Raw genomic sequence first — 25874 nt, 5'->3', positions numbered from 1 at the left:
ACCGACCACTGGTCGCACACCGACGAAGGGATCCGCTCCGATGAGCACTCGCACCCCGGCCACCCGGCTGCACCCCGCCCACCTGAACACCGACGCCCTCTCCGACCACCTCGTGCTGGATGTGCGCAGCGAGGCCGAGTTCGCCGCCGGCAGCCTGCCCGGCGCCCACAACACTCCCTTGGACCGGATCGAGCAGGCCCTGGCCGACCTCGAGCTGGAGTTGGCCCAGCGCGACGTCGTCCTGGTCTGCCGCTCCGGCGCCCGCGCCCAGCGCGCGGCCGACGCCCTGGCCACCTCCGGAGCGAGCTCGCTGAAGGTCCTGGACGGCGGGCTGGAGGCAGCCTCCAGCGCCGTCCAGGGCGCCGGCACCTCGCAGGCGGTCCCCTCGATTGGCTGGTCCACCCCCGCCTCCGAGGCCGGCTGGGGCATGGAGCGCCAGGTCCGCCTGGTGGCGGGGAGCATCGTGGCCACCAGCATCCTCGCCAGTATCTGGAAGCCCAAGGCCCGCTTCGTGGCTGGTGGTATCGGCGCAGGTTTGACCTTCGCCGCGCTGAGCAACACCTGCGCGATGGGCGCGGCGCTGAGGCGGCTGCCCTTCAACCGGCCTCGCGCGCCCCGCTCATGAACGCGGCGCCCACGACACCCGGTCCCGCCGACGCGGTCCTGCCCGAGCGGGGAAGCGGCACCCCGGTGTGGGCCCAGGTCCAGGCCGACGTGCGCCGCCGCCTGGACGCCGGAGCCTTCGCCGACGGCGTGCCCGGTGAGAACGCCCTGGCCGAGGAGTACGGCGTCTCCCGCCAGACCGTGCGCCAGGCGCTGCGGCCCCTGCGCGAGGCCGGCGCCCTCACCGCCCAGCGCGGACGCACCTCCCGCGCGGTCGGCATCACCCAGCCGCTGGGGGCGCTGTACAGCCTGTTCGCCTCGGTGCGCGCCACCGGCATGACCCAGCGCAGCCGGGTCCTGGCCCTCGACGTCGTCACCGACGGGGGCGCCAGCGCCGCCCTCGGGCTGCCCGCCGACGCCGAGCTGGTGCACCTGCGGCGGGTGCGCCTGGCCGACGACGTCCCCCTGGCCCTGGACGAGGCTTGGCTGCCGGCGGCGCGCACACGGGCGCTGCTGCAGGCGGACTTCACCGAGACCGCCCTGTACGACGAGCTGGCCCGCCACTGCGGCATCCACGTGCGCGGCGGCGCCGAGCACCTGCACGCCGTCGTCACCACCCCGGCCGAGGCCGCGCTGCTCGGCGTCGCCCCCGGCAGCGCGGCGTTCCTGGTCGAGCGCCTGGGGTGCTCGGAGGGCACCCCCGTGGAGCACCGCCGGTCCCTGGTGCGCGCGGACAGGTTCAGCGTCAGCGCCCACTTCGCGCCCAGCTCCGGCTACCAGTTCCAGTTCGACGCCGAGCGTCCTGGGCGTCCTGACGGCCCGGCCGCCAACCCCGCCCACCACCACGCCCCCACCCTGCGAGAGGCCCTCTCATGACCAGCCCTACGAGCCCCGCCAGTTCCGCGCAGCAGCTCCCCGCTCCTCAGCCGAGCGTGTCCGCCCGCACCGCCGCAGACCTCGTCGCTGGCGGTGCCCTGCTCGTCGACGTCCGCGAGGACGAGGAGTGGAAGGCCGGTCACGCCCCCGACGCCGTCCACGTGCCGCTGGGGGCCATCACCGCCGGGCAGCGCCCAGCGCAGGTCCCCGACGGCGCCGACGTCGTCGTGGTGTGCCGCTCGGGCAAGCGCGCGGCGCAGGCCGCCGACCGCCTCGCCGCGGCCGGGGTGGCCGTGCGCAACCTCGACGGCGGCATGCAGGCCTGGCAGGACGCCGGGCTGCCCGTCCGCACCGATAGCGGCGCCCCCGGCACCGTCGCCTGAGCCACTCACCTGCGACCGCCCCGCCACACCCTCTCGACGCCTCACCAGACCGAAGGACAGACCGATGACCGCTGCGCTGATCGCCGTCGCCCTGGGGGTGGCCGTCGGTCTGGTCCTGGGGGTGCTGGGAGGAGGCGGGGCGATCCTGACGGTGCCCGCGCTGGTGTACCTGCTAGGCATGCCCGCCGCTGAGGCCACCACCGCGAGCCTGGTCATCGTCGGGGTCGCCGCAGCCACCAGCAGCCTGACCCACGCCCGTGCCGGGGCGGTGCGCTGGGGGACAGCGCTGGTCTTCGTCGGTGTCGGTGTACCCGCCACCGTGGCGGGAGCGGCGCTGAACCACCGAGCGCCCGCGGCGGTGGTGCTGGTCAGCTTCGCGGTGGTGATGCTGGCTTCGGCGGCGGCGATGGTTCACCGGACTCTGAAGCGCCCCGCGTCCCCAGCTGTTGTTCGGCTGCTGGCCCCGGCTGGCCGGGTGAGTACCGCGGGAGGCGGGCTCGTAGCTGACGGCGCTGTCGGCGCAGAAGGCGCTGGAGGTGCGGTGGCCGTGCGCGCACCAGCAGCGCCGCCTCGCACACCTGCCCGTCAACCGCTCACGGCCCGGCGCCGCAGGGCGGTTCCGGTCGCCTTCGCGGGGCTGGTGGTCGGTCTGCTGACGGGGTTCCTGGGTGTGGGTGGGGGCTTCGTCATCGTGCCCGCGCTGGTGCTGGTGCTGGGGCTGTCGATGCCGGTGGCGGTGGGCACCTCGCTGGTGGTCATCGCGCTGAACTCGGGTGTGTCCCTGCTAGCGCGTGCCGGCACCGCGCACTTCGACTGGGCGGTCATCGTGCCCTTCACCGTGGGAGCGGTGGCGGCCTCGTTCGCGGGTCGGCCGCTGGCGGCGCGGCTTTCTCCTCGCGCTGCCAGCCTGTCCTTCGCTGGACTGCTGGGGCTCGTCGCGGTCTACATCCTGCTGCAGTCCACGAGCGTCCTCGCCTGATCCCGGCCTGCTCTTGAGGTCGAACCCCGCCTCACCTTCGAAACCTGAGGGTGTGTCGTACGGGGACCGCTCACCGCCCGCCCCGGTGCGCGTCGCGATGCCCTGCCGCTCATGGCCGCCGTCTGTCGCAGATGGGATCGCTCTCCGGACACTGACCTGAGCCGTCGTCCGTCGAGGTGACTCAGCCGAGGCGGTCGACGAGCTCCTCGACGCGGGCGGCGATGTCGTCGCGGATCAGGCGCATCCGCTCCGTCCCCTCGACACCGCGGGTGGAGGGCTCATCGGTCTCCCACACCTCCACCGGGGTCCCGTCGACGGGCTCGACGTGGGCTTCCTTCCCGAGCACGACGACGAGGTCAGCCGCGCGCACGTCGTCGTCAGTGAGCTGGTGGATGCGCTCAGTAGAGATGTCGACGCCGACCTCGGCCAGGCTCGCCACCGACTGGGCGTTGAGCTTGTCGCCGGCCTGGGTGCCGGCCGAGGAGACCTGCAGATCCAGGCCCCGCTTCTCGGCGGCGTGGCGCATCAAGCCGGCTGCCATCTGAGACTTGCCGCCGTTGCGGACGCACACGAAGAGCACGCGCGGCGTGTCGGTGGTGCTCATGCGCGAGCCGGCAGCAGCTCGGCCAGCAGCGCCTCGACGCGGCCGCGGATCTCATCGCGGATCGGGCGCACCGCCTCGATGCCCTGCCCGGCGGGGTCAGCCAGGGCCCAATCCTCATACCGCTTGCCCGGGAAGATCGGGCAGGCGTCTCCACAGCCCATGGTGATGACCGCGTCGGAAGCCTCAACCGCTTCGGTGGTCAGGACCTTGGGCACCTCGGCGGTGATGTCGATGCCGACCTCTGCCATCGCGGCGACGGCGACGGGATTGATCTGGTCGGCGGGCATGGAACCGGCCGAGCGAACCTCGACGGCGCCGCCGGACAGGGCGCTCATGTAGCCAGCGGCCATCTGGGAGCGGCCGGCGTTGTGCACGCACACGAAGATCACGCTCGGGCGGTCAGTGGTGGGCGCGGTGGTGGGGTCGGACACGGGAACTCCTGGTTAGTGGTGGGTCAGCAAGGTGGGGCGGCTCAGCGGGCCGCGGTCGGCGCGATCTCCTCGACCAGTGCGCTCACGCGCCGGGCGATGGCGTCGCGGATGGCGCGCACCACGGCCAGGCCCTGGCCGGCGGGGTCGGCGACGTCCCAGTCCAGGTAGCGCTTGCCGGGGTAGATCGGGCAGGCGTCCCCGCAGCCCATGGTGATGACCACGTCGGCGGCCTGGACCACGTCGTCGGTCAGCGGCTTGGGGAAGGCCAGCTCCTCGGGGTCGGTGCTGGCAGCCCCAGCACCAGCGGCGGGTCCGAGGCCGACCTCGGCGAGAGCCTGCAGCACGACGGGGTCGACCTGGGCGGCGGGCAGGGACCCCGCCGAGCGGACGTGGACACGTCCCTTGGCCAGGTGGGCCAGGTAGGCCGCGGCGATCTGGGAGCGGCCGGCGTTCTGGACGCAGACGAACAGGACCTCGGGTACGTCCTTGGCCCAGGTGCCCTTGGCCTGGGCAAGGGCGGTCAGGCGCTCGGTGGCGAAGCGGCAGGCCAGCACCGGCACGTGAGTCTTGACCTTCGCGGTGCGCCCGAGGGCGGTGTAGGACTCGAAGACGATGCGCTCGATGGTCTCGCGGCTGACCACGCCGGCGAAGCGGGTGGTGAGGTCATCGACGTGGCGGTCCAGCACCGCGCGGGGGTCGATCAGCCCCGTCGCGGTCGAGACGGGAACGGTGGCCTGGTCGGTGCTCATCGGGTGCTCCCAGAAGTCGTCGAGGCAGTCGAGGCAGCGATGCGAGGGGCAGGGACGGTGGGGTCGTCGGGGAAGAAGCGGCGCCCGGCCCACAGGGCGACGTAGACCAGCGCGACCAGCACCGGGACCTCGATGAGGGGGCCGACGACGCCGGCCAGGGCCTGGCCGGAGGTGACCCCGAAGGTGCCGATGGCCACGGCGATGGCGAGTTCGAAGTTGTTGCCCGCGGCGGTGAAGGACAGCGTGGTGGTGCGGGCGTAGTCCAGCCCGATGAGGCGGCCGAGGAGGAAGCTGCCGCCGAACATGAGGACGAAGTAGGCCAGCAGCGGCAGCGCGATCCGCGCCACGTCACCGGGGGCGGAGGTGATCGCATCTCCCTGCAGGGCGAAGAGCAGCACGATCGTGAAGAGCAGCCCGTAGAGGGCCCAGGGGCCGAGCTTGGGCAGGAAGCGCTGCTCGCACCAGTCCCGTCCCTTGGCGCGTTCGCCCAGGGTGCGGGTCAGGAAGCCGGCGACGAGCGGGATGCCGAGGAAGACCAGCACGCTCACGACGATGGCGACCACGGAGAAGTCCGCACTCGTGGTGGGCAGACCGAGCCAGGCGGGCAGCACCTGCAGGTAGAACCAGCCCAGGGCGGCGAAGGCGAGGATCTGGAAGACGGAGTTGATGGCCACCAGTACCGCGGCGGCCTCCCGGTCGCCGCAGGCCAGGTCGTTCCAGATGAGGACCATGGCGATGCAGCGGGCCAGGCCGACGATGACCAGGCCGGTGCGGAACTCGGGCTGGTCGGGCAGGAGCAGCCAGGCCAGGGCGAACATCAGCGCCGGGCCGAGGACCCAGTTGAGGACCAGGGAGGCGATGAGGAGCTTGCGGTCGCCGGTGACCCTGCCGAGCTGGGTGTAGCGGACCTTCGCCAGCACGGGGTACATCATGATCAGCAGGCCGAGGGCGATCGGCAGGCTGACCGAGCCGACCTCGACGGCGGACAAGGCGTCGTCCAAACCGGGGACCAGCCGGCCAAGGGCCAGACCGAGGACCATCGCGGCGATGATCCAGACCGGCAGGAAGCGGTCCAGGGTGGACAGGCGAGCGAGCACCGGGGCCTGGGGCCCAGCGGCGGGACGCTCGGAGACAACATCGCTCATCGGGTGGGGTCCTCGTACTTCGTTGGCTGAGGGGTCAGCTGGTCTGGGCGGTGGGCTTGGTGGCCTTGACGATCGCGCCGTGCAGGCCGGGGGCGACCTCGTGGGTGAAGTCCACGCTGGCGTCGGTGAACCCGGCCGCTGCCAGTCCCTCGAGGTACTCACCGCGGGACAGGGCTCCAGCGATGCAGCCGACGTAGGAGCCGCGCTCGGCACGCTGGTCGGGGGTGACATCGTCCTCGGCCACGACGTCGGAGATCCCGACCCGTCCGCCGGGGGCGAGCACGCGGTAGGTCTCGGCGAGGACGGCGGGCTTGTCGGTGGACAGGTTGACCACGCAGTTGGAGATGACGACGTCGATGCTGGCGTCATCGAAGGGCAGCGCCTCGATGGTGCCCTCGCGGAACTCGACGTTGCTGACGCCAGCGGCGGTGGCATTGGTGCGGGCCAGGTCGAGCATCTCGCCTGTCATGTCCACGCCGTAGGCGAAGCCGGTGGGCCCGACGCGCCGCGCGGAGAGCAGGACGTCGATGCCGCCGCCGGAGCCCAAGTCCAGCACGCGCTCGCCGGGGTGCAGGTCGGCGACCGCGGTGGGGTTGCCGCAGCCCAGGGAGGCCAGCACCGCCGCTGCGGGCAGGTCGGTGGTGGAGGCGGAGTCGTAGAGGGCTGCGCCGAAGCGGTCATCGACCTCAATGGCGGCAGCGGGACTCGGAGCGCAGCAGCTGGCCCCGTTGGGCTCCGAGGCGGCGCGGGCGGCGTCGGCGTAGCGGGCGCGGACCTGCTCGCGCAGGTCGGCGTCGTCGCTGTGGTGCGTCGTGGTGGTCATGTCCGTCCTCCTGGGCAGGCCCCCGCAAAGGTGGCATCGACGATCATCGATGCCGACCCTGCCACGGACATGGACGATCGTCAATATCGACAGAAGTGAATGTCTGGTGACAGACTCCAGCGATGGCCACCGCTGTGCAGATCGCCCCGTCCGCGCGCTCGTCGAGCGAGGGCGCGACAGCAGGCGTTGCCTGCTGTGCTCCGCTGGCGCGCGAGCCCCTCGGGGCCGAGGACGCCGTCGTCCTGGCCCGCACACTCAAGGCCCTGGCCGACCCCGCGCGGCTGCGACTGCTCAGCCTGGTCGCTGCCCACGAGGGCGGCGAGGCCTGCGTGTGTGACCTGACCGAGCCGCTCGGCCTGACCCAGCCCACCGTCAGCCACCACCTGAAGGTGCTGGTGGAGGCGGGGCTGCTGACCCGGGACAAGCGGGGTGTGTGGGCCTACTACGCCTTGGTCCCCGGCGCCCTTGACTCCCTGGCCGGGGTCCTGACCACCTGCTGATCAGCCCGAGGGACCGGGGCGAACGCGGCGGAAGGGGAACCTGGCGATGGGCGGCACCGACGTCGGTGGCAGTGATGTGGCCGTCCGGCCGATGACCGCGCAGGACTGGTCGGCTGTCCACGAGATCTACGCCTCCGGCATCGCCACCGGCCATGCCACCTTCGAGGCGTCCCCGCCGAGGTGGGAGGACCTCGACGCCGCCAAGGCGCCCGAGCACCGCCTCGTCGCCGTCGACGCCGCAGGGCGAGTGCTGGGATGGGCAGCCGTCGTGGCGGTCTCGGACCGCTGCGTCTACGCCGGGGTGGTGGAGCACTCCGTCTACGTCGCCCCAGACGCGCAGTGCCGCGGAGTGGGCCGGCTGCTGCTGGACGCGCTGGTCGCCTCCACCGAGGCCGCCGGCGTCTGGACGATCCAGTCGGGCGTCTTCCCGGAGAACACCGCCAGCTTGGCGCTGCACGCCGCCGCCGGCTTCCGCACCGTTGGGGTGCGCCAGCGGCTCGGGCGGATGAGCCACGGCCCGATGGTGGGGCAGTGGCGAGACGTGGTGCTGCTCGAGCGCCGTAGCGCCTCGCTCTAAGCCTGTTGCACCCAGGGACCGCTCTCCGAACGCCTGCACGTCTGATGAGTGGTGATCCACACTCAGTGGCGTGAGGGAAGGTCACGGCTACCGTCAGGAGTTCCTGCTCGCACTCCGTCAGATCGCTGAAGAGGAGGGCAGCCGTGACCCCAGCGCACCCGAACTCGTGGCGTGCGGTGCCTTCGGTGAGCGGGACGTGGTGGTGCTGTATCGCGAGTTCGACGGCGGTCCCATCCTCGGCAGGCGCTACAACCTGCAACTGCACGTCAGCCTCTTCGCGCCGACCCCTCCGCCACCCGTCTTGGCGGAGATCGTCTTTTGGGACGACCTGTGGGACCCCACCGGTCGTGGAGAAGTCCTTGACGTCGGCTGGGCTGACGGCCTGGGCGCCGAGCGACGCCTCATCCAGTGGGTGGGCGCAGCTGAGCGGCTTGAGGCGTGAGCGGCTGTGAGGGGGGCAGGAATCGGTCCGTCGTCTCGCTGACGACCGGTCACCGGACGACGTGAGGCCCTCGGGCCGCTTCACCGGCCGACGCCGCCAGCCGTCGCAGGTGGGATGGCTCACCGGATTGGGCCGACGCCTTCTCGGCGATGTCGCGGTCGCTCACGTCCGTGGTGCTCCACCAGCAAGGGCCAGCAGCTCTTGAGCGGGACCGCTCAGGCGCTGCCCGTGCGGCCACACCGCCCTCAGCACCCGGGTCAGGTCCACACCACCGACCTCGACCTCGACGAGACGACCAGCAACCACGTCGTCGCGCACGGCTTGCTCGCTTAGCACCGCCGGACCGGCGCCGCTGGCCACGGCCGCGCGGATCGCGCTGGCGGTCGACAGCTCCAGCAGCGGCACCGCACTGACCGGCTCACCCAGGGCTGCGTGCAGCGCGGTCTCGAGGGCGGCGCGGGTGCCGGAGGTGGGCTCGCGCTGCACCAGCCGCGTCGTAGCCAGCTCGGCTGCGCTCACCGGTGAGCGGCGCCGCGCCCATGCGTGTGCAGGGGCGACGACGACGACCAGCCAGTCACGGGCCACCACGCGCGCGTTCAGTCCCGCGGGGAGGTCGGGGCCTTCGACGAACCCCAGCTCAGCCTCCCCGGTGAGCACCGCGGCAGCGACCTCCACGGAGTTCATCGCCCGCAGGCTCACCTGCGTCTGGGGGCGCTGCTGGGCCAGGCGCACCAGCCACCCGGGCAGCAGGTGCTCGGCCACGGTCATGCTGGCGGCCACCCGCAGCCGGCTGGCGCCTTCCCCGCGCAGTGAGCTGGCGCCCGCGTCCAGCGCCTGTGCGGCTGCGAGCACCTGCTGCGCCCAGCCCGCCACCAGCTCCCCGGCCGGGGTGAGGGTGGATCCCCGGGGGCCGCGGACGATTAGCGGCACCCCGATGAGCCGCTCCATGGTGCGGATGCGCGCTGAGACCGCGGGCTGGCTGATGCCGTGCTCGCCCGCGGCGCGCCCCAGGCTGCCGGTGGCTGCCACCCTCAGCAGCAGCTGCAGGGAGTCCAGGTCGGGGACCCGTTCCAGCGCCACCGGCTCACGGTAGCCGTCCGGAGCCCCACCCATCAGCGCCGCTGATGAGCTCAGCAGGAGAAGACCCCTACTGGCGCAGCGGGCGCACGACCACGCTGGGGGAGGCGCACCACGGTGCTCGTCGTCACCACCAGCCCTGAGCCGGGCGCGAACCGCGGTCGCGGCGACGGCGGCGGAGCTGACAGCAGTGGTGCAGACGACAGCGATGACACGGGAGCCGCACCAGCATGATGACCGCAGGACCAGGCAGCAGCACGACGAGCACCCGCGCCGGGTTGCTGGCCCGGCTGCCGGCGCAGCGCGACCTGCTGCCCGGGCTCGCCGTGGTGGCGGGCGCCACGGCGCTCTCCTTCGCTGCCGCCCACCTGCTGCCGGGGCTCAACGCTTCGACTGCGGCGGTGGTGCTGGGTGCGATGCTGGCCAACGCCGGCCTGCACGGCGCGGCGCTGCGCCCGGGGACGGCGTTCGCCGCCCGGCGCCTCCTGCGGATCGCGGTAGTGCTGCTGGGCCTGCAGCTGGCCCTGCCGCAGCTGGCGGCCCTGGGCCTGAGCGGACTGGCGGTGGTGGTGATCACGGTGGCGGTCACCTTCACCGGTACCCGCTTGATCGGCCGCTGGCTGGGGGTCCCGCCCGCACGGGCCCTGCTGGTGGCGACCGGGTTCTCCATCTGCGGTGCCTCGGCGGTGGCGGCAATGAAGGACGTCGCCGACGGCGATGAGGACGACACCGCGGTCGCGATCGCGCTGGTGACCCTTTGCGGGAGCCTGGCGATCGTGTTGCTCCCGCTGCTGCGCGGGCCGCTGGGGCTGGACCCGGCGGCATTCGGGTCCTGGGTGGGTGCCAGCGTCCATGACGTCGGTCAGACGGTGGCCACCGCCTCCCGGGTGCCGGGGGCGCTGACGGCGGCGGTGGTGGTCAAGCTCAGCCGGGTGGTGCTGCTGGCGCCGCTGGTGGCCGGGGTCGCTCTGGCCCGCAGCCGCCGCGCTGCGGCCTCAGGCACCGCGGTCGCGGGCCGGCGACCTCCGCTGGTGCCGCTGTTCGTGGTCGGGTTCCTCGCCGCGATCGCGCTGACCAGCACCGGGTGGGTACCGGCGGGGGTGCTGTCGGCGGCCAAGACCGTGCAGGAGGTGCTGCTGGTGGCGGCGCTGGTGGGGCTGGGCACGGGCATCCACGTGGCGGTGCTGCGGCGCACCGGGGGCCGGGCGCTGGTGCTGGGCCTGAGCTCGTGGGTGCTGGTGGCGGGGGTGGCCTACACGGGGGTGCGCCTGCTCGGCAGCTGAGCACCGCTGTGGGCAAACACCCAGGAGATGGCGATGAGTCGTGTGGATGCTCGGGACGGGGGTCCTCAGGTCTCGCGGGCGAGCGTGCACCGGGCGGCAGTACGCTCCTTGCGGCGATGGATCCCGCCGGGGCTGTGCACCAGCCCGAACCGCCACTCGGCTGATGGTTCCTGTCCGCTGGACGTGGGCAGGAGGACCATGTCTTCATCACCGATCCAACCACCGACCCGGCCCTCGACCGACCACCGTGACCACCGAGATCACCGCGACTCACGGCCCACCGTGGTCGTCGGCGTCCTTCCCGGCCAACTTGCGCGGGTGCTGCACGAAGCTGCAGCCCTGGCCCGTGACCTCGGCGGCTCACTGCTCGCGGTGCACGTGGACACCACCCACTACCGCCGCAGCGGCCCCGACGGCCAGGAGCACTGGTTTCCCATCGACCCCGACAGCGGTGGCGATGCCGCTGCCAGCGAGGACGGGAGTGAGGACGGGGGTGAGGGCGAGGACGGCAGCCGGGAATGCGCTGACCTGGACGACCTCGTCCAAGCGGCCGCCGGTGGCGTGCCTGTCACCACGGTGCACGTCACGGGCGACCCGGTCCGCGAGCTCGCGGCGGCGGCCGAGCGCGTCGACGCGCGAGTGATCGTGGTAGGTGCCGGTGCGGGGGGCTGGCGAGGATCGGTGGGTGAGGTCTTCAGCGGTTCGGTCGCGGTCCACCTGGCCCACCGCCAGCACCGCCCGGTGCTCGTGGTGCCCCACGGTGACGGCCTTGCGCACGAGAGGGCGGTGCGGCGGTGACCCCGCCCAGCAGCCCACAGTCCCAGCCCCAGCCGGTCGATCCCGACTCGGAGGTCACCGAAGCTGAACGGACCTCCCGGCGGCCGCTGCACCTGCAGCCACGACTCATCCTGTGGGTCGCCTCCGGAGGAGTCCTGGGGGCCGCCGCCCGCATCGGGGTGACCCACCTGAGCCCGGCGCCGGCGGGGTTCCCCCTGGCCACCTTCGTGGTCAACGTCGTCGGCGCCTTCGTGCTGGGACTGCTGCTGCAGGGCCTGTCCGATGCCGGGCCCGATCAGGGACGCCGCCGGTTGGCGCGGCTGTGGGCGGGCACGGGGTTCTGCGGGGCGTTCACCACCTACAGCTCCTTCGCCGTGGACACCGACGAGCTGCTGCGCGCCGGCCAGCTCGGCCTGGCGCTGGCCTACGTGGCCGCCACGCTGATGCTGGGAGCGGTGGCCACCCTGGCCGGTGTGGCCGCAGCTGGGCTGCGCCGGAGGCGGTCGGTGTGACCGAGCTCCTCGCAGCGCTGGCCGGTGGGCTGGGCGCTGCTGCGCGGTTCGTCGCCGACGGCGCGTTCACCGCGTTCGTGGACCGTCGCGGTGGGTCGGTGCTGCCGTGGGCCACCACCCTGATCAACGTCACGGGGTCCTTCGCCCTGGGGGTGGTCGTGGGACTGGTCACCGTCGGCGGCGCGCCGAGCGCGGCGGCGCTGATCGTGGGGACGGGCTTCCTGGGTGGGTACACCACGTTCTCCACCGCCTCCTTCGAGACGGTGCGCCTGGCGAGGCAGGGTCGGTGGCGCGCGGCGGGGGTCCATCTGGCGGTGATGGTGTCAGGGACGCTGCTGGCGGCGGCTGCGGGACTGTCCCTGGTGGCGGCGGTGTGAGCCGTGCCCGGTCCGGCTCGTGGTGGTCCGTCGCGGCTGCACCTCGGTGGTGAGAACCGGCTCGAGGTCGACCTGGTCCAGCAGCACGGCGTCGGTTGGGAGGAGCGCGACTAATACCCCCCAGGGGTATTGTCGTCCCATGCGGGATCAGCAGGGAGGGTCGGCGAAGCGCCGCCGGTCTCTGCGCGGGGCGCTCCTGCTGCTGGTCGTGGTCGTTCTGGTCGGTCTCCTGTCCATGCACACGCCGTTGGTGGGCACTTCAGACGGGGTGGGCTCTTCGAGCGCTCACGCCGCGACACCTGACCCGACACCTGCAGCGATGACCGAGGTGCAGGCCTCCCCACCCGTCCCCAGCCATCTCCTGTGGGCAGCTGCGCTGTGGATGGGAGCGAGGCCCACCGCGATCTGGACCGGTCCCGGGTCGGAGCCCTCGGCGGCAGCGCCAGCACACCCAGCAGGCGGCACCGATCACGGTCCCGACACTCACGCGCACGCCGTCGCGTGCGACCTCTTCGCGCCCCAGGTGAACGCCGCGATTGCGCTCGGGGCGGCCGTACTGGTCGCCGTCGTCCTGGTGGCCCTGCTTTCACTGCCCAGTGGTGCGGCAGCGGGCGGGTGGCGCCAGCGCCGGGGCCCGCCTCAGGGCCAACTGCTGGGTCTCTCCCTGTGCGTGATCCGGGTCTAGGAGCGGGCTCACCCCGCCCCTGTGATCCGCACACCCACATCTAGGAGAGTCATGCCTCGCACGAGTTGCGACCTGCGTCACCACCTCGCCCGCACCTCCGCCCTGCGAGCCCTGGGCGCCGGCGGCGGCGTCGTCGCCCTGGCGGTGGTCCTGGCCGCCTGCTCCGGCGGCGGACACGACATGGCCTCGATGTCCTCGGCCACACCCGGTTCGAGCGCGTCCGCCTCTCAGACGCCGATGAGCTCGGCCGCGGTCACGCCTGACCCGGCTGCCGTGGCCTCGGCCTCCTCGGCGGTCTCCGCAGTGCACAACGACGCCGACATCACGTTCGCCCAGCAGATGATCGTCCACCACCAGGGCGCGGTGGCGATGGCGGTGCTCGCGCCCGACCGCGCCGGGGACCCCGCGGTGCGTGACCTCGCCTCGCGCATCCAGGCCACCCAGACCCCTGAGATCTCCTCGATGACGGGGTGGTTGCAGGCCTGGGGCGCGCCGACGACGGCTGGCTCCGGCGGCGGGCAGATGGGCTCGATGGACCGCAGCTCCATGGGCGGGTCGATGGACATGGGCTCGATGGGCTCGATGGGCTCGATGGGCTCGATGGGCTCGATGGGCTCGATGGGCTCGATGGGTTCCATGGGTTCCATGGGCATGAGCGAGCAGGACATGGCCGCGTTGGAGGGGGCCTCTGGCGCGGAGTTCGACAAGCTCTTCCTGGAGCAGATGGCCGTGCACCATCAGGGCGCTGTCGACATGGCCAAGACCGAGCAGGCCGAGGGGTCCAACCCCCAGGCCATCGAGCTGGCCGGGGCGATCGTGACCTCCCAGACCGCGGAGATCGCCGAGATGGGACAGCTCCTGGAGTCTCTGTAGGGCGGAGCTGGGCACGCTGCTGAGAGACGGCAGTGAGATGCGGTTGGGAGATCACCTCATAGCCGCCTTGTCGACGAACCTCAAGCAGGGTCTTGGCCCTGCGCGCCGCCCGCTCGTTAGATCGTCGTCACGGCTACGCCTGACCCACCTCGACGCTCCGAAGAGCCTCATACCCGCGTGGGTGGCGGTGGTGACCAGAGCTGTGGGCCGAAGGCGGCCCTTGGGAGACCGTCGCCGTCGAAGGGAAGATGAGCACGCCCGCACCTCGGGTCGTCGCAGCACTCGGCTGCGACGACCCGAGGTAGCGCGTGCCGATGTTGACTGGCGAGGGAGGAGTAGGTATGACGGGCCCGCAGTCGACTGCCTGGGCGGAGGAGCGACGGGCCCGTGTGCTCGAGGCGCACGTGGCTGAGCTGAACGCCCTGGTGCAGACCTGGAGGCAGGAGGAACCGGAGCGAGTGGTCCCGTGGTTCGACCCGGCCGACGGCGGCACCACCGCCTCGGTGTTGCTGCTGCTGGAGTCACCGGCCCCCTCGACCACCTCCTCGGCGGGCTCGCACCTGTGTTCAGAGGACAACGCCGATGCCACGAACCGGCTCCTGCGGAGCCGGCGTCTGGCTGCGGGCCTGCCGCGCAGCGCCTGCGTGAAGTGGAACGCGGTGCCGTGGGCCTCCACCACGCCGCACCGCGCCCCCGACCTGGCCCGAGCTGCCTCCCGGTTGCGCCAGGTGCTGGCACACCTGCCGCGGCTGCAGGTGGTCATCACCTTCGGCGGCACCGCAGCGGCCGTGCTGGCGACGGCCTCGACCCAGGCGGACCCGCCGGTCCTGCTCCCGGCGCTGGCGGTGCCCCACCCCTCCCAGCGGAACACCCGGGCTCGTCAGGAGGCGCTGGAGCGCATCGACAGGGCACTGACCTGCGCCGCTGGCCTGGTGCGCAGTCCACTCGTCCTCGGGGCCCTGGCGGACCGCCCATCCGCTCCCCGCTGTGAGGCCGGTACCAGCGCCCGCAGCTGACCGCCGGTCACCGGAGGCGGGGCTCGCGCGCGCTCCCGGGGGTGGACCTCCTGGCCGCGGCGAGGGCGACGAGGTCTCGCGCCGGACCGGCCGGGGGATGCTGTCCGCTCGCCCACACCGCCCGCAGGGTGCGGCTCAGGTCCACACCCGCCACCTGGCGAGCCACCAGCGCCCCGGCCGCGACATCGGAGGCGACGGCCAGGCGCGACAGGACGGCGGCCGCCGCCCCCGCCCGCACCGCCTCGCGAACGGCGGTCGCGGTGGTCAGCTCCAGCAGGGGCACCACCGGGGCGTGTCCGGCTGCGGCCAGCGCCTCATCCAGCACCTGCCGGGTCCCGGAACCGACCTCCCGGCACACCAGGGGGGCTGCGACCAGGTCGCGGACCTGCACCGGACCACGACGGCGCGCCCACGGGTGACCGGGGCCCACGACGGCGACCAGCTCGTCCTGCCCGACCGCCCGCCAGGACAGTCCCACCGGGGGCTGGCTGCCCTCGGTGAAGCCGATCTGGGCAGTTCCCTCGCGCACGGCGGCCACCACCGCGGCGGTGTTCGTGGCCCGCAGGGAGACCGCGGTCGGCGCATGGGCGGCCCGCAGCTGACGAGAGCGCAGCGCCACCAGCCAGCCCGGCACCAGGTGCTCGGCCACCGTCATGCTCGCCGTGATCGACAGCTCGCTGCGCCCCTGCTCCCGCAAGGCTCCCAGGGCCGTGTCGACCTGCCCGGCCACCTCCAGCAGGCGCTGGGCCCACTCCACCAAGACGACCCCGGCTGGGGTGGGGGCGGCACCGCGCGGACCGCGGACCAGCAGCACCGCACCCACCTGCACCTCCAGGGCTCGCAGCCGTGCTGAGGCGGACTGCTGGGTGATGTCCTGCGCGCGCGCCGCGGCGCCGATGCTGCCTCCGGCGAGGACCTCGCAGAAGAGCTCCAATGTGCGCAGATCGGGGAGACGGGCGCTCAGCGTCACAACGCCACAGTAGTGGTCGTCACAGCTTCTGCCTGTGACCCCACAGCCACTCGGTCCCTACCGGTGCCCTGGCCGGGGGACCACCCTCGAGGGGTGAAGACGCTGCACGCGACGACCTGGGCCCCGCGACCGAGTGCTCCTGCCCCCTCCACCGTCCCCTCCACCGTCCCTTCCACCGTCCCCTCCGCCGTCCCCTCCGCCGCGGACCGGACGCAGAGCCGGGGGAGCCGACTGGAGCGGGGTTTCCTGCACGCCCTGGAGGACCGTCGGCTGGCCTTCGCCGCCATCGGGCCGAACTGGTACGCCTCGGTCATGGGGACCGGCATCGTCGCCAACGCCGCCGCGACGCTGCCGGTGCGCGTCCCGGGCCAGGGCGTCTTCGCCGAGGTCGTGTGGTGCCTGGCCACGGCGCTGCTCCTGCTCGTGTCCGCCGCGACCGTCGTGCACTGGGTGCGCCACCCGGACACCGCCCGCGGCTGGCTGGCGCACCCGATCATGTCGCACTTCTACGGCGCCCCTGCCATGGCCCTGATGACCGTCGGGGCCGGGGCGCTGCTGGTCGCCACCCCGCTGCTGGGCACCACCGCCGCGGTGTGGACCTCAGCGGCGCTGTGGACCGCGGGGACCGCGCTGGGTCTGTGGACCGCGGTGGCCGTCCCCTACCAGGCCTTCACCCGCCACCGGGTCGAGCCGGCCTCGGCGTTCGGCGGCTGGCTGATGCCGGTGGTGCCGCCGATGGTCTCGGCGGCCACGGGAGCGCTGCTGGTGGCCCACCTGCCCGTGGGGCAGTGGCGCTCGAGCATGCTCGTGGCCTGCTACGCCATGTTCGGTCTGACGCTGCTGGCGTCGCTGGTGGTCATCACCCAGATCTGGAACCGGCTGCTGCACCACAAGGTCGGTGCTGCTGCCGCGGTGCCCACCCTGTGGATCGTCCTCGGTCCGCTGGGGCAGTCGATCACAGCCGCCAACAACCTCGGCACCCAGGCCGCCAACGACCTCCCCGCTCCCTATGGACCGGCGCTGCAGGCCCTCGGGGTGGTCTTCGGGGTGCCGGTGTGGGGCTTCGCCCTGATGTGGGCGGCCCTGGCGGTCGCCATCACCATGCGCACCGTCCGGGCCGGGATGCCGTTCTCCCTGACGTGGTGGTCCTTCACCTTCCCCGTCGGCACCGTGGTCACCGGGACCTCGGGCCTGGCCGCTCACACCGGCTCGGACCTGCTGGTCGTGGCCGCAGTGGTGTTCTACGTCGGTCTGCTGCTGGCCTGGGCCGTGGTCGCGGTGCGCACCGCCCGCGGGGTCTGGAGCGGACAGCTCCTGGCCACGGCCGCCGCTGCCCGTCCGACTACCCTTCGTTGATGATCGAAGTACCGGTCCAGGGCGGCGGCCAGGTGCAACACGTCGCCACGACCCAGCTGCCCACCGCCCACGGGGTCTTCGCCGTCCACGGGTTCCGCGACGGACGCGGTGAGGAGCACGTGGCCCTGGTGCTGGGCACCCCTGAGGCGCTCCTCGCTGACGACGCCGCCGCCCCGCTGGTGCGGGTGCACTCTGAATGCCTGACCGGTGACGCGCTGGGGTCGTGGCGCTGCGACTGCGGCGACCAGCTCCTGGCCGCGCAGCGGGCCATCGCCGCCGAGGGCCGCGGGGTCGTGGTCTACCTGCGCGGGCAGGAGGGGAGGGGCATCGGGCTGATGGCCAAGCTCAGCGCCTACGCGCTGCAGGACGCCGGCGCCGACACCGTCGATGCGAACACCTCCCTGGGCCTGCCCGTCGACGCCCGCGACTACGCCGCAGCAGCCGCCGTGCTGAGGCACCTGGGGCTGCGGCGGGTCCGGCTGATGACCTCCAACCCCGACAAGGCCGCAGCGCTGCGCGCGGGCGGGGTCGAGGTCGAGCAGGTGGTCGGTGTGCCGGTGCCCGTCAGGACCGACAGCGCCCGCTACCGCCAGACCAAGGTCCAGCGGATGGGGCACCTGCCCCCGGTCGGCCCGCGGTGGTCAGGTGAGCGCGCCTGGGAGGCGCTGCTCGCCGCCAGCTCCCACAGCGGCGCGGACGACCTGGCGGACGACCTGCCTGACGCGCACGCCGACACCGACGCAGCGGCGTCGGTGCTGCTGGAGCGGTACTCACCGCTGGCGACCGGCAGGGCGCTGGTCATCGCCCAGGTCGCGCAGAGCCTGGACGGCTTCACCGCGGCGCGCACGGGCGACGCCCACTACGTCTCAGGAGCGCAGGACCGCGAGCACCTGCACCGGTTGCGCGCCCTGGTGGACGCCGTCGTGGTGGGGGTCAGCACCGTCGTCGCCGACGACCCCCAGCTGACCGTCCGCGCGTGTCCCGGGCCCCACCCGGTGCGGGTGGTCCTGGACCCGCGGGCCCGTGCGCCCCTGGGCGCCCGGGTCTTCACCGACGGCGCAGCGCCGGTGCTGTGGTGCACCAGCTCCGAGCGCGCCGAGGCCGCGGCCCAGGGGGTGGCCGGACGCAGTCACGTGCAGGTGGTCGGGATCGACGTCCCTTCCGTCGTCCCGGCGGGAGCGCTGGAGCGCTCCCGGGTCGTCACCACGGTCCTGCGCGCCCTGCACGACCGCGGCTTCGGCCGCGTGCTGGTCGAGGGGGGAGCCACCACGGTCTCGGCGTTCCTAGCCGCCGGTGCGCTGGACCGGCTCTGGATCACCACCGCGCCGGTCCTGGTGGGCGACGGCGTCCCGGGTCTGCGCTTCGACGGCGCCGACCTGATGGCCGACGCGCTGCGGGCCCCTTCACGGCGGTTCGTGCTCGGGGAGGACGTCGCTGTCGAGCTCGACCTGGCTGCGGCCAGAGCGTCCAGCGCCTCCGGTACTTCGTAGCCGTGGCGCGGTGGGTCAGCCGCGCACTCGACCGTGCACTCGACTGCGGACCCGGCCGAGCACGCGGCTGAGCGCTCGGGGGCGCGAGGACCCCGTGAGGTCGGCGAGCAGCAGCACCGCGCCGGGTGCGGTCGACAGCACGGCCAGCACCCCGTACCCGGCGGCGAGGGCGACAGCGACCCCCGGTGTGGTGCCGGCGGCGTCGGAGGCCGCTGCCGCCAGCGCCTCCCGCGGGCCGAAGCCGCCGGCACCGACCGGCAGGGACATCCCCAGCAGCGCCAGGACGGCCAGGACTGCGGTCCCCGCCGCGTCCGGGCCCGCGCGCAGCGCTGCAGCAGCGACGGCGAAGAGCGTCACCAGCGCCGCCAGGCCCAGGGCCGACCACCCCCAGACCGCCAGGTGCACGACCGCGGGCGCCGACGCGAGCGCGCGGGTGACCAGGAACACCAGCACCGCCGCGGTCACCGCCACCGCCAGCGCCCACCGCTGCAGCTGCTCCAACTGATCAGCGGCCGTCCACAGCACCACCGCCGCGACGGCGAGCAGCAGGGCGGTGCCCGCCAGCCGCTCCACGCCCACCGAGGTGGCGCTGCGCCACCACCCACCGTGCCGCCGGGCCCGGTGAGCGCGCAGCGCGTCGCCGGCCAGACCCCCGGGCAGGACGGCGTTCAGCACCCCAGCGCGGTAGCACTCCCCGACGGCGCGGCCGGGGCCCATCGCCCGCCCCGTCCCGGCGTCGTCCGAGCCGCCGTCTGAGCCGCCGTCTGAGCCGCCGTCTGAGCCCACGTCCGAGCCGCCGGCCCGCACCGCTGCCACAGCGCGCCACCGCAGCGCCTGGGCCGCCGTGGCCACCGCGCCCAGCGCGAGGGCCGCGACCGCGGTGGGCGGGGTGAGCACGCCCAGGGCCTGGCGGAAGGGCCCGGCGCCCACCAGGTGCACCGTCAGGGCCAGCAGCCCGACTCCGGCAGCCGCCTGGAGCGAGGCCCGCAGCCACCGGTTCACGAGGTCGCGCCCGCCGGGGGTCCCGCTGCCAGGTCGACGTGGTGGACCACTGCGTGCAGCTCACCCCGGTCGACCTCCCGGCTGCGCTGCTGCAGCCAGCTGCGCCCGGTACCGGCCAGCGCGGGATCCTGCTCCACCGCCGCCTCGACCCGCCCGGCGGCCCACTCCAGCACCAGCTCGGGTTCCTCAGGCCCCAGCCGCCACGGCGTGGGCACGGTCAGCACCGAGAAGCCGGCCCGCGCGAGGGCCTGGACGGTGTGTCCAGCAGCGAGCGGGCCGAGGCGCCCGTCGCGCTGCTGGTGGTCGTCGAAGGTCCTCGCCAGCTCCGCGTCAGCGGGGTGCGGCGGGTCCAGCTGCACCTCACCGGTGACCGTCAGGGCCATCAGCGCAGGCACCCGCGCCGCCGCCAGCGCGGCCACGAGTCCGTCGACCTGGTCGGCGCGCAGCACGTCGAGCAGCGCCGTGCAGGTCAGCAAGTCGGCGCTGCCGCGCAGGTCCACCCCTGCGAGGTCACCGAGACGGGTGGTGACCGTGGCACGCGCGGCGACGGGCTCCTCGTCCAGGAGCTCCTCGGCGCGCTCCAGCACCTCGGGGTCGTGGTCGAGCAGGAGCCAGTCCTGTGCGCTCGAGAGGACCGGGGCCAGGTGGCGCAGGTTGGCGCCGGTGCCCGCGCCCACGTCCACCACCCGGAGGCGCCCCTGCGGCGCAGCGGTGGTGTCGAGCCCCAGGTGGTGCAGCAGCTGCGGGGTCGCGCTGCGCCGGGCGCGCTCGTCCGCGCCCTCGCGCAGCGCGAGCCACTCGGTCAGCGTCGGGGTGGCGCCATCACTCACGGGTCGTGACCTCACTCGGGTCGTCGGTCGGGTCGTCGGTCAGGGCCTCGCACGCGTCGTCGGCCGGGTTGTCGGGCGGCGCGGACGTGGTCGAGGACCGCCGCCGCGGTGCTGTCCCAGCCTCCGCCGTCGACCAGCTGTCGCCGCGCGGCGCCAGCTGCGGCACGGGCGGCGGCACCCTCGGGGCCGAGGAGGCGTCGCAGCGCGGCGGACAGCTGCTCGGGGTCACCGGGAGCGACCACGGCACCGGGCAGCCCCCCCTCGTGCGGGCCTCCGAGGGCCTCGACGGCGCCGGTGCCGGCGCTGACGACGGCGGGGACCCCACGGGCGAGGGCCTCGGTGACGACCATGCCCCACGTCTCGGCGCGCGAGGGCAGCAGGAGCAGGTCGGTGGCGTCCCAGAGGCGCTCGAGCTCGTCGTCGACCACCGGACCCGGCAGACGCACGCGGTCGCGGAGCCCAGCGGCGTCGACGGCGGCCTCGACGGCCGCGGAGTACTCGGCATCGCCGACGGGTCCGGCCAGGACGGCGCTCCACGGGAGGTCCTGGAGCCGGCTGAGGGCGGCGACCACCCCGAGCTGGTCCTTGACGGGTCTGAGCGAGGCCAGGTGCAGCAGCTGCGGGACGCGCGGCGGCCGGTCCCGGGAGCCCCGTGCTGCCGGGGCGGGCTCGGCCCCCGGCCGCGCCACGCCGACGGCTCCCAGGCCGTGGCGCCGCTGCAGCTCGGTGGCCGCCCAGCCGCTGGTGGCCAGCACGGAGGTCGCTGCGCGCAGCGCTGCTGCCTCGCTCCGGTCGAGCTCGGCCGCGACGGCCGGGTCCAGGCCGCTCTCCAGCGCCAGGGGCAGGTGCACCAGGACGTGCACCCGCGTCCCGTCGTCGACCGCCGCCAGCACCTCGGTGGGTGCGGCGGCAGCCACGAGGCCGTCGACGACGACGTCCGCCGCCCCGGAGCGGACCAGCGCCTCTGCCAGCGCTCGTCGCTCGCCCGGCGACGGTCGCGGCCACGCGCCGTCCACGACCTCCACGCGCACCGGGGTCCCACGGGTGCGCAGCGCGGCGACGAGCCGCCGGTCGTAGGTGCTGCCGCCGGACAGGGCCTGCCACGGCGCCGGGACGACGACGGCGAGGCTCCGCTCCGTCTCAGTAGCCGTCTCAGTAGCCGCCTCAGCGGTCGTCACAGCACCATCACGGGAGCGTCACAGGGCGTCGAGGCGGTAGCTGGCCCAGGCGTCGGGGGTCTCGTGGAGCACCACCTCGAGGTGGTCCAGCCCTTTGACCAGACCCGCGGCCGGTCCTTCGCAGTGCGAGGCAGCCGCCACGCGGTCGGCCACCCAGCGGGCGAGGACCTCGGTGGTGGTGAGCTGACCGGCGAAGGCGGGGTGCTCGTCGAGGTCGCGGTAGCGCAGCTCGTCCAGCACGGAGCCCAGCGCCGCCGAGGCCGCCCCGATGTCGACCACCACGCCGTTCTCGTCCAGCGCCGTGGCCGCCAGCACCAGCTCCACGACGTAGGTCGCCCCGTGCTTGCCCTGCGCGGGGCCGAAGAAGGGGCGAGGCAGGGAGTGGGCGACCATCACGTGGTCGCGGACGCTGACGCGGTACACGGCGGCTCCTCAGGAGGCGAGGTCGGAGGGTACGGTCGGATGGTCGACGACCAGGCAGAGCGCGCTTCGCCGTCCCGTGGCGAGGTCGACCATGGCCGCCGGCAGGTCGTCCAGACCCACGGATCCGGACAGCAGGGCGTCGAAGACCGGGTCCGAGAGCAGTTCCAGCGCCAACTGGAGGCGCTCGGAAGTGCTGCGCCGCGCTCGGCGGGCTGTGGCGACAGTGCCCACCTGGGAGGCGCGGATGGCCAGGCGCCGGGCGTGGAAGCCCGCTCCGAGCCTGACGGTCACCGGTGCGTCGCCATACCAGGAGACCTCCACCACCTCACCCTCCGGGCCCAGCAGCTCCAGAGCCCGCGAGAGGCCCTCGCCGCTGGCGGAGGCGTGCACGACGATGTCGCACCCCCCGGCGGCCTGCTCGGGCAGGGCGAAGTCAACGCCGAGGGAGGCGGCCAGCTCCGCCCGGGAGGGATCGCGGTCGACCAGCTGCAGGCGCTGCAGGGGGAAGCGGCGCGCCAGCGCGGCGACGGCGGCCCCGACCATGCCGGCGCCGACCACGGCGACGCGGTCGCCGAACCGGGGTGCGGCGTCCCACAGGGCGTTCAGGGCGGTCTCGACCGTGCCCGCGAGCACCGCCCGCCGCGCCGGGACGGTGGTGGGGACGGGGTGGACGGCGTCGGCGGGGACGACGTAGCGGTCCTGGTGGGGGTGCAGGCAGAAGACGGTCTTCCCCAGCAGCGGAGAGCCGCCCTGCTCGTCGTCCTTGTCGGCTCCCCGGCCGACGGCCTCGACCACCCCGACCGAGAGGTACCCGTACTTGACCGGGCCGGGCAGGTCGCCCTGCTGGAACGGTGCCCGCATGCTCTGCGCCACCTCCGGTGGCACACCGCCGCGGTGGACCAGCAGCTCACTGCCGCGGGAGACCCCGGAGTGCAGGGTCCGCACCAGCACCTGACCCGCACCGGGGGGCGAGAGGGTCTCGCTGCGGAGCTCACCGGTCCCGGGCCCGGTCGTCCAGTACGCCGTGGCGTGCAGGGGGGAACGACCCGGCTGCCCGGACGGCTCAGAGGACTGCAAGGCCTGCACGGGCATGATCGAGCAAGGTACGCGAGGCTCCTGGGGTGGGCGAGGTGAGCGGCTCGGCGAGACCGACCGGTCAGGCGGCGCGAGCGGACGGAGACGGCTCGGCGCGGCGTGACGCGCTCCTCACGGTGCTCGCCGCCGCGGTGGTGTGCGCGCTGGTGTCACTCACCTCGGTGATGCCGGGCGGCGGTCACCGGGCGGCCCTGGCGGCCGGGACGGGCACCCTGCTGGTGGGGGTCGCGGCCCTCGGCGTGGCTCGACGCCGCGACGGGTGGAGCGGTCCGGCCGACCGCGTCACGCTCCTGCGGACGGTCCTCGGGGGCGGGGTGGCGACCCTGGTCGCCCTCGACCTGCTCCGGGGTGAGCTGGGTTCGTCCTGGCCGGTGGTGCTGCTCGCAGCGCCGGCGCTGGCGCTGGACGCCGTCGACGGCGCGGTGGCCCGCCGGACCCGCACCGCCAGCGCGGCGGGCGCCCGGTTGGACATGGAGGTGGACGCCGCACTGATCGCGGTGCTGTGCCTGCCGTCCGCCGCGGTCGTCGGGTGGTGGGTGCTGGCCATCGGCGGCATGCGCTACGCGTGGGTGGCGGTCGGCGCGGTGTGGCCGCCGCTGCGGGGCCAGCTGGCTCCGCTGTTCTCCCGCAAGCTGGTCGCCGCCGTCCAGGGCGTCGTCCTCGCCGCCGTCGCCGTCCCCGGCCTGCCGCAGCCGCTCGCTGTGGTCCTGGCGGCAGGTGCACTAGCGTCACTCGCCTGGTCGTTCGGGCGTGATGGGCTCACCCTCGTGCGTGAGGACCGCTGCCGCGGGTGACGCGTCATGCGACGCGATCGCTGGGTGTTGAGAAATGAGGTGCCAGAGCCAGCTCCCGATGTCGCTAGGCGGCTGTGGAGCTGTCTGCTCGATCCTGGTGAGTGAGGTCGCACATGACGACCGCTGAGCGGACGGACTGGGCGTCGCCGGTCTGGGTCTCGTCACGCCGCGTGCTCGAGTCGCATTTGGCCTGTTCGTTGAAGCGTCTCGTTCAGGTACGACATACGAACATCGCGTCTGGGCATCACCGGTCACAGAGGAGCACGAAGAGTGATCATCAGAGTTGGCCGCTCACCCGACGTAGATCGGCACCTTGCGGGACTTGAACGGCTTGACTCCGCGCAGCAGGTAGATGCACTCCTCCTCGTTCATCCGACCCAGCTCGTCGGGGGTCATGAGGTCGCGGTGGGTCTTCTTGAGGCTGCGTGAGGAAGAGCTGTTGCGCCCGCTGCTCTGGCTGGTGTCTTCCACCTTGATCGTGGAGCGGCCCAGGCGTTTGGACAGCCAGTCCAGCGTCGTCGCGTCGTTCCCGCCCAGGAAGAGGAAGCTGTCGCAGTTGCCGGCGATGACTTCCCACTCGTCGCGGTACAGAGCTTTCAGTTGACCGAGGGTCTGCAAGATGACGGCGACGCTGATGCCGCGGCTGCGGATGGTGGAGATTACCTGCGGGAAGTCCGGGATGCGTCCGATGTTGGCGAACTCGTCCAGGTAGCACTGGATCGGTACTTCTAGCTGACCTTCAGGGGAGTGATCGGCCGCGTAGACATTCACTGAGAACATCGAGTGCCAGAACAGTGCCGAGATGAAGCGGAAGGTCTGGTGAGTGTCCGGCAGGATGCAGAACAATACGCCTGGATTGAGCCCCAGCTGCTCGATCGCGAGTTCGTCATGTGAAAGCAACCGGCGCACGTCGGGAACATCCAACACGGCCAGGCGAACCCCCAGGGAGATGATGACTCCCTTCTTGGTCTCACCGGCGCCCTGCTGGAAGATGCGGTACTGGCCGGCGGCGAAGTGCAGGCCGTCGCGGATGTGGTCGGACTCCTCCGGGCGCATGTCCGGAAGGTCGCTCCAGTTGTCCAGCAGGTCGCGGACGACTTCCATCATCTCGTCGACCTCGGAGGTGTGCTTTTCGTTGTCCTCGCTGGCTTCGAGCTTCTTGACCAACTCGACCACGTCGATGAGGGAGGCCGGCCCCAGGCCCTTGGGCGGTACCGACCCGGGGCTCTTGGCCTCATCGGCCAGCGCCGCGAGCCGCGCTGCCTCACCCATGAAGTAGGCGTACGCGGTCAGCGACGTCAGCAGCGCCCGCTCGGCACGGTCCCAGAACGCGTCCTTGCCGTCGACGCCCTTGCTCTCGGTGTTGCTGACGATGGTGGCCGCCAGCTGTGCGATACCGACCTCGGGCTGGTCGCGGTCGATGTAGGCCAGCGGGTTGAACCCGCTCGAGGAGCGCAGGTCGACCAGGTTCAGCGCCCGCACGTCGTACCCGGCGGCTCGCAGCGGCTCGGCAGCCTCGCGGTACAGCTCACCCTTGGGGTCGGTGGCAGCGAAGGAGACGCCGTTGCCCGAGAGCAGGTTCGGCAGCACGAAGCTGCGGGTCTTGCGACTGCCTGCGCCTCCGACGGCCAGGACGTTGAGGTTGCGCCGGGTGGTCCGGGTGTCCAACGACAGCGTCTCAGTGGCGGTGAAGCGCAGCCTCGGCTCACCCCGTCGTCCCGCGTAAGGGGCGATGTCACGTCCCCCTCCCCAGGCCGCTGATCCGTGCTCCTCGCCGATGCGCTCGGTCTGCCGTCCAGCACGGCTGTAGGCGATCATCAGCAGGACCACCACCAGCAGCCCGAGTCCGCCGAGCCAGTCCATCCCCTGGACGTCCAGGGACCACCACCGGCGGCCTTCCTGCTGCAGTGCGGGGGTGATCGCCCCCAGACGCTCGGTGATCACGTCAGAGCTGGCCCAGGACTCGCGCACCGCGCGGGTGGCCTTGGCGCCGACGGCGACCAGCAGCACGGCCCCCAGCCCAG

At 73.3% G+C, this 25874-nt stretch carries 29 protein-coding genes and 1 riboswitch; of the genes, 16 read left to right on the top strand and 13 right to left on the bottom strand.

Annotation, left to right across the window (positions count from 1 at the left end; translation table 11 throughout):
• The first annotated feature begins 40 nt into the window (after positions 1 to 40).
• The 4 genes from FMM08_RS19960 to FMM08_RS19945 all read left to right on the top strand — a co-directional run bounded on the left by FMM08_RS19960 (position 41) and on the right by FMM08_RS19945 (position 2841).
• On the top strand, positions 41 to 625 hold the full coding sequence (locus FMM08_RS19960; protein WP_139713871.1) for a rhodanese-like domain-containing protein: 585 nt from the start codon (positions 41 to 43) through the stop codon (positions 623 to 625).
• Positions 622 to 1479 carry a GntR family transcriptional regulator gene (locus tag FMM08_RS19955; protein ID WP_139713873.1) on the top strand — a complete coding sequence of 286 codons (858 nt, stop codon included), beginning with the start codon at positions 622 to 624 and terminating at the stop codon, positions 1477 to 1479. The genes FMM08_RS19960 and FMM08_RS19955 overlap by 4 nt, the downstream gene beginning before the upstream one ends.
• The gene (locus FMM08_RS19950) at positions 1476 to 1862 is read left to right on the top strand and encodes a rhodanese-like domain-containing protein (protein ID WP_139713875.1); all 387 of its coding nucleotides are present in this window, start codon (positions 1476 to 1478) and stop codon (positions 1860 to 1862) included. Before FMM08_RS19955 ends, FMM08_RS19950 begins: the two co-directional genes overlap by 4 nt.
• Positions 1863 to 1926: 64 nt before the next feature.
• Complete coding sequence (locus FMM08_RS19945; protein ID WP_139713877.1) at positions 1927 to 2841, top strand: sulfite exporter TauE/SafE family protein; 915 nt, start codon at positions 1927 to 1929, stop codon at positions 2839 to 2841.
• A gap of 181 nt (positions 2842 to 3022) precedes the next feature.
• Here the strand turns inward: FMM08_RS19945 and FMM08_RS19940 are convergent, their stop codons facing one another.
• From FMM08_RS19940 to arsM, 5 genes are all read right to left on the bottom strand, one after another.
• Positions 3023 to 3445, bottom strand: a complete 423-nt coding sequence (locus FMM08_RS19940; RefSeq protein ID WP_139713878.1) for an arsenate-mycothiol transferase ArsC — start codon at positions 3443 to 3445, stop codon at positions 3023 to 3025.
• The gene (locus FMM08_RS19935; RefSeq protein ID WP_139713931.1) at positions 3442 to 3795 is read right to left on the bottom strand and encodes an arsenate reductase ArsC; all 354 of its coding nucleotides are present in this window, start codon (positions 3793 to 3795) and stop codon (positions 3442 to 3444) included. The genes FMM08_RS19940 and FMM08_RS19935 overlap by 4 nt, the downstream gene beginning before the upstream one ends.
• 122 nt (positions 3796 to 3917) lie before the next feature.
• Positions 3918 to 4625: an arsenate reductase ArsC gene (locus FMM08_RS19930; protein WP_139713879.1), complete on the bottom strand. Its 708-nt coding sequence runs from the start codon at positions 4623 to 4625 to the stop codon at positions 3918 to 3920.
• On the bottom strand, positions 4622 to 5770 hold the full coding sequence (gene arsB, locus FMM08_RS19925) for an ACR3 family arsenite efflux transporter (protein ID WP_147928114.1): 1149 nt from the start codon (positions 5768 to 5770) through the stop codon (positions 4622 to 4624). The genes FMM08_RS19930 and arsB overlap by 4 nt, the downstream gene beginning before the upstream one ends.
• A gap of 34 nt (positions 5771 to 5804) precedes the next feature.
• Positions 5805 to 6593: an arsenite methyltransferase gene (gene arsM, locus FMM08_RS19920; protein WP_139713881.1), complete on the bottom strand. Its 789-nt coding sequence runs from the start codon at positions 6591 to 6593 to the stop codon at positions 5805 to 5807.
• Positions 6594 to 6715: 122 nt separating this feature from the next.
• On the opposite strand from arsM, the gene FMM08_RS19915 reads away from it, so the two are divergent.
• From FMM08_RS19915 to FMM08_RS19905, 3 genes are all read left to right on the top strand, one after another.
• Positions 6716 to 7093 (top strand): ArsR/SmtB family transcription factor, encoded by a 378-nt coding sequence (locus FMM08_RS19915; RefSeq protein WP_139713882.1) that lies wholly within the window; start codon positions 6716 to 6718, stop codon positions 7091 to 7093.
• Positions 7094 to 7139: 46 nt separating this feature from the next.
• Positions 7140 to 7670 (top strand): GNAT family N-acetyltransferase, encoded by a 531-nt coding sequence (locus FMM08_RS19910; protein ID WP_139713883.1) that lies wholly within the window; start codon positions 7140 to 7142, stop codon positions 7668 to 7670.
• A gap of 70 nt (positions 7671 to 7740) precedes the next feature.
• Positions 7741 to 8112 (top strand): hypothetical protein, encoded by a 372-nt coding sequence (locus FMM08_RS19905; RefSeq protein ID WP_147928113.1) that lies wholly within the window; start codon positions 7741 to 7743, stop codon positions 8110 to 8112.
• A gap of 162 nt (positions 8113 to 8274) precedes the next feature.
• On the opposite strand, the gene FMM08_RS19900 is transcribed toward FMM08_RS19905, so the two are convergent.
• Complete coding sequence (locus FMM08_RS19900; RefSeq protein ID WP_147928112.1) at positions 8275 to 9225, bottom strand: LysR family transcriptional regulator; 951 nt, start codon at positions 9223 to 9225, stop codon at positions 8275 to 8277.
• A gap of 197 nt (positions 9226 to 9422) precedes the next feature.
• Here FMM08_RS19900 and FMM08_RS19895 point away from each other — a divergent pair, with 197 nt between their 5' ends.
• From FMM08_RS19895 to FMM08_RS19870, 6 genes are all read left to right on the top strand, one after another.
• Positions 9423 to 10472 (top strand): YeiH family protein, encoded by a 1050-nt coding sequence (locus FMM08_RS19895; protein ID WP_147928111.1) that lies wholly within the window; start codon positions 9423 to 9425, stop codon positions 10470 to 10472.
• 103 nt (positions 10473 to 10575) lie between these two features.
• A riboswitch (Fluoride riboswitch) is annotated at positions 10576 to 10652 on the top strand.
• Positions 10653 to 10670: 18 nt separating this feature from the next.
• Positions 10671 to 11270: a universal stress protein gene (locus tag FMM08_RS19890; RefSeq protein ID WP_147928132.1), complete on the top strand. Its 600-nt coding sequence runs from the start codon at positions 10671 to 10673 to the stop codon at positions 11268 to 11270.
• A gap of 86 nt (positions 11271 to 11356) precedes the next feature.
• On the top strand, positions 11357 to 11761 hold the full coding sequence (gene crcB / locus FMM08_RS19885) for a fluoride efflux transporter CrcB (RefSeq protein WP_439653576.1): 405 nt from the start codon (positions 11357 to 11359) through the stop codon (positions 11759 to 11761).
• Complete coding sequence (locus FMM08_RS19880; RefSeq protein ID WP_147928109.1) at positions 11758 to 12138, top strand: fluoride efflux transporter FluC; 381 nt, start codon at positions 11758 to 11760, stop codon at positions 12136 to 12138. The genes crcB and FMM08_RS19880 overlap by 4 nt, the downstream gene beginning before the upstream one ends.
• Positions 12139 to 12874: 736 nt before the next feature.
• Complete coding sequence (locus FMM08_RS19875; protein ID WP_147928108.1) at positions 12875 to 13696, top strand: DUF305 domain-containing protein; 822 nt, start codon at positions 12875 to 12877, stop codon at positions 13694 to 13696.
• A gap of 404 nt (positions 13697 to 14100) precedes the next feature.
• Positions 14101 to 14712, top strand: coding sequence for a uracil-DNA glycosylase family protein (locus FMM08_RS19870; RefSeq protein ID WP_187279886.1), 612 nt, complete (start codon positions 14101 to 14103; stop codon positions 14710 to 14712).
• A gap of 7 nt (positions 14713 to 14719) precedes the next feature.
• Here the strand turns inward: FMM08_RS19870 and FMM08_RS19865 are convergent, their stop codons facing one another.
• Positions 14720 to 15682: a LysR family transcriptional regulator gene (locus FMM08_RS19865; RefSeq protein WP_147928106.1), complete on the bottom strand. Its 963-nt coding sequence runs from the start codon at positions 15680 to 15682 to the stop codon at positions 14720 to 14722.
• A 231-nt stretch (positions 15683 to 15913) separates the two neighbouring features.
• Between FMM08_RS19865 and FMM08_RS19860 the strand changes: the two genes are divergently transcribed.
• Both FMM08_RS19860 and ribA read left to right on the top strand, forming a co-directional pair.
• Entirely contained in the window at positions 15914 to 17038 is a 1125-nt protein-coding gene (locus tag FMM08_RS19860) for a TDT family transporter (RefSeq protein ID WP_369431777.1), read from the top strand.
• A complete protein-coding gene (gene ribA, locus FMM08_RS19855; RefSeq protein ID WP_147928105.1) occupies positions 17038 to 18528 on the top strand; it encodes a GTP cyclohydrolase II RibA in 1491 nt (496 codons plus the stop codon). The genes FMM08_RS19860 and ribA overlap by 1 nt, the downstream gene beginning before the upstream one ends.
• A 15-nt stretch (positions 18529 to 18543) precedes the next feature.
• Here ribA and FMM08_RS19850 read toward each other — a convergent pair whose 3' ends face one another.
• From FMM08_RS19850 to FMM08_RS19830, 5 genes are read right to left on the bottom strand one after another with little or no spacing between them, the layout of a single operon-like run.
• Positions 18544 to 19530: a lysylphosphatidylglycerol synthase domain-containing protein gene (locus FMM08_RS19850; RefSeq protein WP_147928104.1), complete on the bottom strand. Its 987-nt coding sequence runs from the start codon at positions 19528 to 19530 to the stop codon at positions 18544 to 18546.
• On the bottom strand, positions 19527 to 20360 hold the full coding sequence (locus FMM08_RS19845; protein WP_187279885.1) for a methyltransferase domain-containing protein: 834 nt from the start codon (positions 20358 to 20360) through the stop codon (positions 19527 to 19529). Before FMM08_RS19845 ends, FMM08_RS19850 begins: the two co-directional genes overlap by 4 nt.
• A gap of 11 nt (positions 20361 to 20371) precedes the next feature.
• Positions 20372 to 21538, bottom strand: a complete 1167-nt coding sequence (locus tag FMM08_RS19840) for a glycosyltransferase family 4 protein (RefSeq protein WP_147928102.1) — start codon at positions 21536 to 21538, stop codon at positions 20372 to 20374.
• Between the two features lie 18 nt (positions 21539 to 21556).
• Positions 21557 to 21961 carry a 6-pyruvoyl trahydropterin synthase family protein gene (locus tag FMM08_RS19835; protein WP_147928101.1) on the bottom strand — a complete coding sequence of 135 codons (405 nt, stop codon included), beginning with the start codon at positions 21959 to 21961 and terminating at the stop codon, positions 21557 to 21559.
• 9 nt (positions 21962 to 21970) lie between these two features.
• The gene (locus FMM08_RS19830) at positions 21971 to 23053 is read right to left on the bottom strand and encodes a zinc-dependent alcohol dehydrogenase (protein ID WP_147928100.1); all 1083 of its coding nucleotides are present in this window, start codon (positions 23051 to 23053) and stop codon (positions 21971 to 21973) included.
• 29 nt (positions 23054 to 23082) lie between these two features.
• On the opposite strand from FMM08_RS19830, the gene FMM08_RS19825 reads away from it, so the two are divergent.
• Positions 23083 to 23850: a CDP-alcohol phosphatidyltransferase family protein gene (locus FMM08_RS19825; RefSeq protein WP_222710999.1), complete on the top strand. Its 768-nt coding sequence runs from the start codon at positions 23083 to 23085 to the stop codon at positions 23848 to 23850.
• A 291-nt stretch (positions 23851 to 24141) separates the two neighbouring features.
• Here FMM08_RS19825 and FMM08_RS19820 read toward each other — a convergent pair whose 3' ends face one another.
• Positions 24142 to 25860: a VirD4-like conjugal transfer protein, CD1115 family gene (locus FMM08_RS19820; RefSeq protein ID WP_139713884.1), complete on the bottom strand. Its 1719-nt coding sequence runs from the start codon at positions 25858 to 25860 to the stop codon at positions 24142 to 24144.
• Between the last annotated feature and the right edge of the window lie 14 nt (positions 25861 to 25874).

Origin of the sequence: Quadrisphaera setariae, from assembly GCF_008041935.1 — a bacterium.
In the GTDB taxonomy this organism is placed as follows: domain Bacteria; phylum Actinomycetota; class Actinomycetes; order Actinomycetales; family Quadrisphaeraceae; genus Quadrisphaera; species Quadrisphaera setariae.
This window is presented reverse-complemented; position numbering and strand designations above follow the sequence as displayed.